The organism is Streptomyces sp. NPDC007164 (assembly GCF_040634135.1).
In the GTDB taxonomy this organism is placed as follows: Bacteria; Actinomycetota; Actinomycetes; order Streptomycetales; family Streptomycetaceae; genus Streptomyces; species Streptomyces sanglieri.
On sequence record NZ_JBEYFB010000101.1, the window covers coordinates 1 to 9,388 of the forward strand.

Annotated in this window: 7 protein-coding genes; 5 read left to right on the forward strand and 2 right to left on the reverse strand. The window is 70.1% G+C overall.

Going from position 1 to position 9,388, the window contains the following annotated elements; genetic code table 11:
• Positions 1 to 184: 184 nt before the first annotated feature.
• On the forward strand, positions 185 to 1,483 hold the full coding sequence (locus tag ABZ622_RS41160) for an aldolase (RefSeq protein ID WP_360552361.1): 1,299 nt from the start codon (positions 185 to 187) through the stop codon (positions 1,481 to 1,483).
• 256 nt (positions 1,484 to 1,739) lie between these two features.
• Here ABZ622_RS41160 and ABZ622_RS41165 read toward each other — a convergent pair whose 3' ends face one another.
• The gene (locus tag ABZ622_RS41165) at positions 1,740 to 2,768 is read right to left on the reverse strand and encodes a LacI family DNA-binding transcriptional regulator (RefSeq protein WP_360552363.1); all 1,029 of its coding nucleotides are present in this window, start codon (positions 2,766 to 2,768) and stop codon (positions 1,740 to 1,742) included.
• 180 nt (positions 2,769 to 2,948) lie between these two features.
• Between ABZ622_RS41165 and ABZ622_RS41170 the strand changes: the two genes are divergently transcribed.
• Positions 2,949 to 3,905: an ROK family protein gene (locus ABZ622_RS41170; RefSeq protein ID WP_360552365.1), complete on the forward strand. Its 957-nt coding sequence runs from the start codon at positions 2,949 to 2,951 to the stop codon at positions 3,903 to 3,905.
• A gap of 77 nt (positions 3,906 to 3,982) precedes the next feature.
• Here the strand turns inward: ABZ622_RS41170 and ABZ622_RS41175 are convergent, their stop codons facing one another.
• Positions 3,983 to 6,028 (reverse strand): NPCBM/NEW2 domain-containing protein, encoded by a 2,046-nt coding sequence (locus tag ABZ622_RS41175; protein WP_360552367.1) that lies wholly within the window; start codon positions 6,026 to 6,028, stop codon positions 3,983 to 3,985.
• A 267-nt stretch (positions 6,029 to 6,295) separates the two neighbouring features.
• Between ABZ622_RS41175 and ABZ622_RS41180 the strand changes: the two genes are divergently transcribed.
• From ABZ622_RS41180 to ABZ622_RS41190, 3 genes are all read left to right on the forward strand, one after another.
• Positions 6,296 to 7,585: an ABC transporter substrate-binding protein gene (locus tag ABZ622_RS41180; RefSeq protein ID WP_360552369.1), complete on the forward strand. Its 1,290-nt coding sequence runs from the start codon at positions 6,296 to 6,298 to the stop codon at positions 7,583 to 7,585.
• A gap of 46 nt (positions 7,586 to 7,631) precedes the next feature.
• Positions 7,632 to 8,546: a sugar ABC transporter permease gene (locus tag ABZ622_RS41185; protein ID WP_360552371.1), complete on the forward strand. Its 915-nt coding sequence runs from the start codon at positions 7,632 to 7,634 to the stop codon at positions 8,544 to 8,546.
• Positions 8,543 to 9,388: carbohydrate ABC transporter permease (locus ABZ622_RS41190; protein WP_360552373.1), on the forward strand; the 846-nt coding region annotated here is incomplete at its 3' end. The genes ABZ622_RS41185 and ABZ622_RS41190, both read left to right, overlap by 4 nt.

The window sequence follows — 9,388 nt, forward strand, 5'->3', positions numbered from 1 at the left end:
CGCAAGGGCTGACCCGCAACCCCCTTCTCCTTCCCCACGGTCCGGGGCCGAGTGGTGCACACGCACCGCACGGCCCCGGACCGTTTCCGATCACCATTGACGGAGGCCCGACGGCCTTATAGCTTCACTATACGGATTGTTGATTCCGGGAAGCGGAAACAGCGTGACTGTGGAGGGTGTGGAAATGGGTCAGCAGGAGAAGGTGGCAACGAGCCTCGCCGGTGCGGTCAGCGAGGAGATCAGCGCTTCCCTCACCGCGGTCGACGCCGAGCTCGCACGCCGCTACCCGGGAGACCCGGGCACGCGCCAGCCGGTCCACACGGTCTACGTACCCGGCGACACCTTCGCCGAGGGCACCATCCGCTCCTGGGGCGACCAGGCTCTGAAGGCCCTCGACGAGCACGCTCCCGACGCCGCCTCGTTCGCTGCGGTCCTCGGCATTCCCGACGAGCTCGCCGGGCCCGTCCACGACCGGGTGCGCGCCAAGCTGGAGCGCGAGCCGGTCGAGGACCTCCGCATCGACTTCGAGGACGGCTACGGTCCCCGCCCCGACGCGGAGGAGGACGAGGCCGCCGCCCGCGCCGCCCGGCTGGTCTCACAGGCGTACGCGAACGGCACGGCGGCTCCGTACATGGGCATCCGGATGAAGTGCATGGAGGCTGCCGTACGCGACCGTGGCATCCGCACCACGGACGTCTTCCTCACCGGCCTGATGCGGGCCGGCGGCCTGCCCGACGGGCTGGTCCTCACGCTGCCCAAGGTGACGTACCCCGAGCAGGTCACCGCCTTCGTCCGGCTGCTCGAAGCGTTCGAGGAGGCGCACGGGCTGCCCGCCGGGCGGCTCGGCTTCGAGATCCAGATCGAGACGAGCCAGTCCATCCTCGCCGCCGACGGCACCGCCGCCGTCGCCCGCATGATCGACGCGGCGCGGGGCCGGGCCACCGGCCTGCACTACGGCACCTTCGACTACAGCGCCTGCGTCGGCGTCAGCGCCGCCTACCAGGCCAGCGACCACCCGGCCGCCGACCACGCCAAGGCGGTCATGCAGGTCGCCGCCGCAGGCACCGGCGTACGGGTCTCGGACGGCTCCACCAACGTCCTCCCGGTCGGCCCCACGCCTCAGGTCCACGAGGCCTGGCGGCTCCACTACGGCCTCACCCGCCGCGCCTTGGCCCGCGCCTACTACCAGGGCTGGGACATGCATCCGGGCCACCTGCCGACCCGGTACGCGGCCGTCTACACCTTCTACCGCGAGGGCCTCGAGCAGGCCGCCGCCCGCCTCGCCGCGTACGTGGCCAAGGCCGGTGGCGACGTCATGGACGAGCCCGCCACCGCCAAGGCCCTCAGCGGCTACCTGCTGCGCGGCATCGACTGCGGCGCCCTGGACACCGCCGAGGTCGCCCGGCTGACCGGGCTGACACGGGACGACCTGGACGCCTTCGCCTCGCCGCGGCGCGGGGGACTGACGGTCACGGCACCGTAGGGCGCGGGCCGCCCGTACGTCACCCCTGGAGGAAGGTCCCGACGGTCCCCCTGAAGCGGTGGGGATCGTCGAGCCACGGGAAGTGTCCGGCGCCCGGGAGGAACAACCCCGCGAACGCGGCCGCGACCCGGGGCAGGGGACCGCCGTCCAGCTCGCCCGCGAGGACCAGGACCCGGGCGCCCTGCGCGGCCGGGGCGTCACGGGCCGCGGCAGGGCCGAAGGCACCGGGGGCCGCACCCGGCGGCCCGCCCCTCGCTCAGGCGGGCGGCAGTTCGCCGGAGCCGCGGGGGATGAGTGACGTCGGCAGCTCCACCCGCGCCGGGGCGTGGTCCGCGCCGTCCAGGCGGCGGAAGAGGTGCTCGGCCGCCGTGCGGCCCACGGCCGCCGCGTCCTGGGAGATGACGGTGATGCCGAGGAGATCGGCGAGCTCGATGTCGTCGAAACCGACCAGGGCGATCCGGCGGTCCTGCTCCGCCAGTACGCGGACCACGGTGACCGTCACGCGGTTGTTGCCGGCGAAGAGGGCCGTGACCGGATCCGGGCCCGCGAGCATCGCCTCGGCGGCTGCTCTGACCCGCGCGGGCTCGGTGGAGCCCAGCGAGACCCAGGAGTCCTCGACGGTGATCCCGGCGTCCGACATCGCCGCGTGATACCCGCGCAGGCGCTCCGTCGCGGTGTGGATACGCGGCTGGTCACCGATGAAGCCGATCCGGCGGTGGCCGTGCGCGATCAGGTGGGCGACGCCCTCACGCGCGCCGCCGAAGCTGTCGGAGAGCACCATGTCGGCGTCGATCCGGCCCGCCGGGCGGTCCACGAAGACGGTGGCGACGCCCGCCTTTATCTCCGGCTCCAGATAGCGGTGGTCGTCACCGGCGGGGATCACGATCAGCCCGTCCACCCGGCGCGCGCACAGCGCCAGCACCAGCTCCTGCTCGCGCTCCGGGTCCTCCGCGCTCGATCCGTTGATGAGCAGGGCGCCGTGTGCGCGGGCGACCTCCTCGACGGCGCGGCTCAGCGGCCCGTAGAACGGGTCCGCGAGATCCTCCAGGACCAGGCCGATCGAGGCGGTGCGGCCCTTGCGCAGGACGCGCGCGCTGTCGTTGCGCCGGAAGCCGAGCGCCTCGATCGCCTCCTGGACCCGGCGCTCGGTGTCGGGCGTGACCCCCGGTTCACTGTTGACCACGCGCGAGACCGTCTTGAGCCCCACACCGGCGCGGGCGGCCACGTCCTTCATGGTCGGCCGGTTGCCGTAACGGGTCTCGGAGTGACGGGCGGTCTCGGCCACGGTGCGCTGTCCTGTCCTCGGGTGCGGGCGGGTCCGGCGGATCCGTGGGCGGTGCCACGGGGCGGCCGGAGGGTGTGCGGACGAGCATAGGCCCTGGACAACGTTGTCAGCTGAATGGAGACTGGGCAGACTGTTTCCTGAAGCCGCAGGTCCCCGCCCTCTACTCACGGAGCCACACCGATGCATACCGACCTCGTCGCCGCGCTGGACATCGGCGGCACCAAGATCGCCGCCGCGTTGGTGGACGGCGGCGGCTCGCTCCTCGTACGGGCGCAGCGGCCGACGCCCGCCCGGGAGGGCGCCGAGACGGTGATGGGGGCGGTGACGGAGGTTCTCGCCGAGCTGTCCGGCTCTCCGCTGTGGGGGCGGGCGACGGCGGTCGGCATCGGCAGCGCGGGTCCGGTGGACGCCTCGGCCGGTACGGTCAGCCCGGTCAACGTCCCGGGCTGGCGGGACTTCCCGCTGGTGGAAAGGGTCGGCAAGGCGGTCGGCGGGTTGCCCGTCGAGCTGGTCGGCGACGGGGTCGCGATGACGGCCGCCGAGCACTGGCTGGGTGCCGCCCGCGGCTACGACAACGCGCTCTGCATGGTCGTGTCGACCGGTGTCGGCGGCGGGCTCGTCCTCGGCGGCAAGCTCCACCCCGGCCCCACGGGCAACGCCGGGCACATCGGCCATGTCTGTGTGGACCTGGACGGCGATCCCTGCCCGTGCGGTTCGCGCGGCTGTGTCGAGCGCATCGCCAGCGGCCCGAACATCGCCCGCCGGGCGCTGGAGGCAGGCTGGCGGCCCGGACCGGACGGCGATGCCTCGGCCGCCGCGGTGGCCGCCGCGGCACGCGCCGGGGACCGGACCGCCGTCGCCTCGTTCGAGCGCGCCGCTCAGGCGCTGGCCGCCGGGATCGCCGCCACCGCCACGCTCGTCGAGATCGACATCGCGGTGATCGGCGGGGGAGTGGCCGGCGCGGGCGACATCCTCCTCACGCCGCTGCGCCGGGCCCTGCGCCAGTACGCGACGCTCTCCTTCATCCGGCAGATCGAGGTGGCCCCGGCGGTGATGGGCACCGACGCGGGACTGGTCGGCGCGGCCGCGGCGGCGGCGCGGGTGGGGCCGGGCGGAGCGGTGGCCGTGCGGGGCTGACCGGGCACAGCCGGCGAATCGCGCGCCTGACGGGTCCCCGGGGGCGGTGCCCCGGGAACCCGCCACCGGCCTCTCCGTCAGCAGGTGATCCGCAGGTCCGCCCAGTCCGCGTGGTCGGAGTCGACGCCGTCCCCGCCGTCGGTGACCACCAGACGTACCACCTGCGCACCGCTCACGTCCGCGCCGACCGGCCGGGCGGGCGCGGCGTTGGTCAGTACGCCGGTCGACGCCACCTTCGTACCGTCGGCCCATACCTCGAACGCGACCGTCCCCTCGGCACCCTTCTCGTCGTCGACACCGACCTGAGCCGTCACGGTCCGGCAGGCCCCGCCGGTGTAGAACTCGACGGCGCTGTCGGCGTGCACGCCGAGGCCCTTGGCGAAGACCGTGCCGCCGATCGTCAGCGGACTTCCGTCGCCCGCACCGCTCTCACCGTTGCTGGTGTCCCTCTCGACCGGGCCCCAGCCGTTGGCCGCCGAGAGCTGCGGCAGATCGCTCATGAAGCCTCCGCCGGCCGGTGGCGCGACCACCACATGGGCCCGGAGCGGGACGGCGGAACCCACCCGTTTCCCGGCCGGAGAGCGGTACTGGACGGCGAAGGTCAGGTTGTACGCACCGGTGGCGTCCGCAGGGGCCGTCACCTGCCAGCGGGTGGTCAGCGACCGGCCGGTCGGCAGGGCCGGCGAACCGGTCGGCGACACCGCCTTCAGCTGCCAGCCCGAGGGGCCGGTGAGCAGTGCCGAGACCTTCTGGGCGGGGGTACGGCCCAGACCGGTGACCTTCGTGGTCAGTGTGGCGGTGCGTCCTGCCTCGATCAACGGGCGGGACTCCAGGCCGAGTTCCACGGCGGGCGGCTGCGCGGCCCATTTGCTGTCGGCGGCCACCCGCAGCAGCACCGTCCCGTGCGCGGGGACGGTCGCGGCCAGGGTGCCCGCCGTGTTGTACGACCTGTGTTCCCACAGGTCGCGCATTGTGTACCCGTCGGCCTTCGGCAGCCCGACGTCCTCGGCCGTCGTCGCGATGCGCTGGGCGCTGCCGGTCTCGTTGAACAGGGCGACGGCGCGGCTGCCGTCCGCCATCTCCTTGGCGACCACCCAGCGCCCGTCGGTGGAGGAGAGCACGGTGCCCTGCTTGCCCAGCGGGTCCTGATCGACCGCGACGACCTCGTGGTTGGAGAGGATCTCGAAGGTCTCCGCGCTCGCCTTGCGCAGGTCGGAGCCGATGAGCAGCGGTGCCGCCATCACGGACCACATGGAGAAGTGGGTGCGGTACTCCGTGTCCGTCATGCCGCCGTTGCCGACCTCCAGCATGTCGGGGTCGTTCCAGTGCCCCGGCCCGGCAGCGGCCGCGAGGGGCAGGTTCTTCTTCATGATCGACAGCATGCTGCCCCAGCTGTCGTTGATGTCGCCGGTCGTGCGCCAGAGGTTGCCGAGCTCACCGGCCCACTCCCAGGGCCTGTTCTCGCCCCATTCGCAGATGCTGTAGACGATCGGGCGGCCGGTCGCCGCCAGCGCGTCCCGCATCGTCGTATAGCGCTTCTTCGCATCGACGCCCTGGTTGTTGCAGTTGTCGTACTTCAGATAGTCGATGCCCCAAGCCGCGAACTGCTGCGCGTCGCTGAACTCATGGCCCAGTGCGCCCGGGAGGCCCACACTGTCGCAGGTCTTGGTTCCCGCACTGGTGTAGATGCCGATTTTGAGGCCCTTGGCGTGGACATAGTCCGCGACGGCCTTGATCCCGTTCGGGAAGCGCTTCGGATCGGCTTCCAGCTTGCCGTCCGCGTTGCGTTGAGATTTCGCCCAGCAGTCGTCGAGATTGACGTACCTGTAGCCCGCCTCCTTGAGGCCCTTCTCGACGAAGATGTCGGCGATTCCCTTGACCATCGACTCGTCGAACTCGGCCCGGCAGTGCGTCGAGTTCCAATTGTTGAACCCCATCGGCGGGGTGAGCGCAAGGCCGTTTCCGGACTGCGGAGTCACGGTGGGAGCGGATGCCGGGGCGGGCGCGGGCGAGTGCGCGACGGCGGGAACACTCGTCCCCGCGGCGCACAGCAGTCCGGCCATCAGGGCTCCGACGACTCCACGACGGCTGGTTCGGGTTGTACGGGTTGGAAGATGACGCATCGTTACGTTCCTCCATACTCGTCCATGATCGGATGACAGCATGTGCACGCCAAGGCGTGCGGTTACGTTAGGGCGTGTTGAAGTCTGTTGGAAGAGGGGTGGTGACGGATACCTGGCATCTCGTCAAAACCCTTGACGACGCCCTCACTTGGGGGTGAGATCCAATCGCACGTTCGGTTGTGTTGGGTTGCATCTCCGGAGGAGTGGGGCATGACGCAGTCTGATGACGACAGGTCAGGTGTGCCGGGAAGTGTCGCGGGACATCGGATGTCCCGGCGAAGTCTGCTGCGTGGTGCGGCCGTCGGTGCCGGAGCGGTGGCGCTCCCCGCGCTGCTCGCCGCCTGCGGGAGCGGCCCCGGCGGCGACGGGAAGACGATCACTCTGGGGTCCAATTCCTCCGACCCGGTTCCGAAGAAGGCCTTCGCCGACGCCTTCGCCGCGTACGAGGCACAGTCGGACGGGCGGAAGGTGAAGGTCAACACCGTCGACCACAACACCTTTCAGGAGAACATCAACCGGTATCTGCAGGGCAAGCCCGACGACGTCTTCATGTGGTTCGCCGGAAACCGGATGCAATTCTTCGCGGAAAAGGGACTGCTGCATGAAATCAGCGACAACTGGCAGGGCTACAAAGGATTTTCGGCCGCACTGAAGGCCCAGTCCACCGGAGCGGACGGCAAGCAGTACCTCACCCCGTACTACTACTATCCGTGGGCCGTCTTCCACCGCAAGAGCCTGTTCGCCGACCGCGGCTATCAGGCACCGAAGACGCTCGACGAGTACGTGGCGCTCGCCGAACAGATGAAGAAGGACAGGCTCGACCCCATCGCATTCTGCGACAAGGACGGCTGGCCCGCCATGGGCACCTTCGACTACATCGACATGCGGACCAACGGCTACGCATTCCACAAGAGCCTGATGGCGGGCGAGGTGGCCTGGACCGACAAGCGGGTCAGGGAGGTGTTCGACACCTGGCGACGGCTCCTCCCTTACTGCCAGCAGGGGGCCAACGGCCGTACCTGGCAGGAGGCCGCCAACAGCCTCCAGAAGAAGGAGGCCGGCATGGCCGTCTTCGGACTGCCGCACCCCGGCGCCCAGTTCCCCGAGGGCGAACAGGGCGACATCGACTTCTTCCCCTTCCCCGTGATCGACCCGGAGCACGGGCAGGACGCGGTCGAGGCCCCCATCGACGGCTTCCTGCTGGCCAAGAAGTCGAAGAACCTCAAGAACGACAAGAGCCTGGAGAGCGCCAAGGACCTGCTCAGGTGGCTCGCCACCGGGAAGGCCGAGGACATCTACCTGAAGAGCGACCCGAACAACATCGCGGTCAGCGACCGGGCCGACCTCTCCGCGTACTCGCCGCTCCAGAAGAAGGCCGTGGAGCTGGTCTCCGGGGCGAAGCAGATCTCCCAGTTCCTGGACCGGGACACCAGGCCGGACTTCTCCTCCACGGTCATGATCCCGGCGATCCAGAAGTTCATCAGCGACCCGGGCGACGTGGACGGCCTGGTCAACGACATCGAGCGGCAGCGGAAGACGATCTTCGCCGCCGGCTGACCCCGGCTGACCCGATGGCAATCCGACCGAACCTGGAGTACCGACCGTGTCGTTCATCCCGGCCCGGCGCACCGGACGGCGGGTCCCGCGGCGGTTCACCGGCCGCGACCTCGCCGTACTCGGTGTGCTGCTCGGCATACCCGTACTGCTCGACATCGCCATCGTCTGGGGACCGGCCCTCGCCTCCGTGGTGCTCTCCTTCACCGGCTGGGACGGCATCGGTGAGATCAAGTGGGTCGGTACGCAGAACTACGAGAACCTCTTCACCAACTACCCGCAGTTCTGGCCGGCGGCCCGGCACAATCTGCTCTGGCTCGCCTTCCTCGGCCTGGTCGCCACCCCCTTCGGACTGCTGCTGGCGGTACTGATCGACCGGGGAGTGCGCTTCAGCCGCTTCTACCAGTCCACCCTGTACATGCCCGTCGTGCTGTCGCTCGCCGTGGTCGGATTCATCGCCCAGCTGGTCTTCTCCCGCGACCAGGGCGCCCTCAACGCGGTCGTCGGCGACACGGCTTCACCGACGGACTGGCTCGGCGACCCGGACCTCAACATCTGGACGGTCCTGCTCGCCGCCGCCTGGCGGCACACCGGCTATGTGATGATCCTCTACCTCGCCGGGCTGAAGGCCGTCGACCCTACGCTGAAGGAGGCCGCGGCGATCGACGGGGCGGGCGAGGCCCAGACCTTCTTCCGCATCGTCCTGCCCACCCTGCGACCGGTCAACGTCATCGTCGGCGTCATCACCGTCATCGAGTCCCTGCGCGCGTTCGACATCGTGTACGCGGTCAACCACGGCCGCAACGGACTCGAACTGCTCTCGGTGCTCGTCACCGACAACATCATCGGAGAGGCCGGCCGGATCGGCTTCGGCTCCGCCATCGCCGTCGTCCTGCTGGCCGTCTCCCTGGGATTCGTCGTGACGTACCTGGTCCAGGAGCTCCGAGGGGAGAAAGACCGTTGACCGTGCAAGCCGCCCCCGCCCGCCCCGCCGCCCGGCGCCGGACCCGCTCCGGCCGGATCGGGGTCCACGCCTTCCTGATGGCGGTCTCCCTCGCCTTCCTCGCCCCGCTCCTGCTCGCGGTGTACGCCTCGCTGCGGCCGTACGACGAGACCGCCGAGCACGGCTACTTCTCGTTGCCGCGCCATCTCTCCCTGGACTACTACCGCCAGGCGTTCTCCGATTCCGGCATGACGAAGTACTTCGTCAACACCATGATCATCGCGGTCCCGGGGGTACTCGTCACCCTCTTCCTCGCCTCGTTCGTGGCCTTCGCGCTGGCGCGCCTGAAGATGCGCGGCGGACTCGTCCTGCTGATGCTCTTCACAGCAGGCAACCTGCTGCCGCAACAGGTGATCGTGACGCCCCTGTACGTGGTGTTCAACCGGATCCCGCTGCCCTACTGGATGTCCGACTCGATGACGATGTACGACTCGTACTGGGCCGTCGTCGCCGTCCAGGTCGGATTCCAGCTCGGCTTCTGCGTCTTCGTGCTGGCCAACTTCATGCGCACCCTGCCGCAGGAGATCCTGGAGGCGGCCGTCGTCGACGGCGCGGGCGTCTGGACCCGGTACTGGCGGATCACCCTGCCACTCTGCCGCCCGGCCCTGGCCGCGCTCGGCACGCTCCAGTTCACCTGGATGTACAACGACTTCCTGTGGGCGCTGGTCTTCATCTCCGACGGCGACAAGCTCCCCATCACCTCGGCGCTGAACAACCTCAGGGGCCAGTTCTTCACGGACTACAACCTGCTCGCCGCGGGCTCGGTGATCGTCGCCCTGCCCACGATCGTGGTCTTCCTGCTG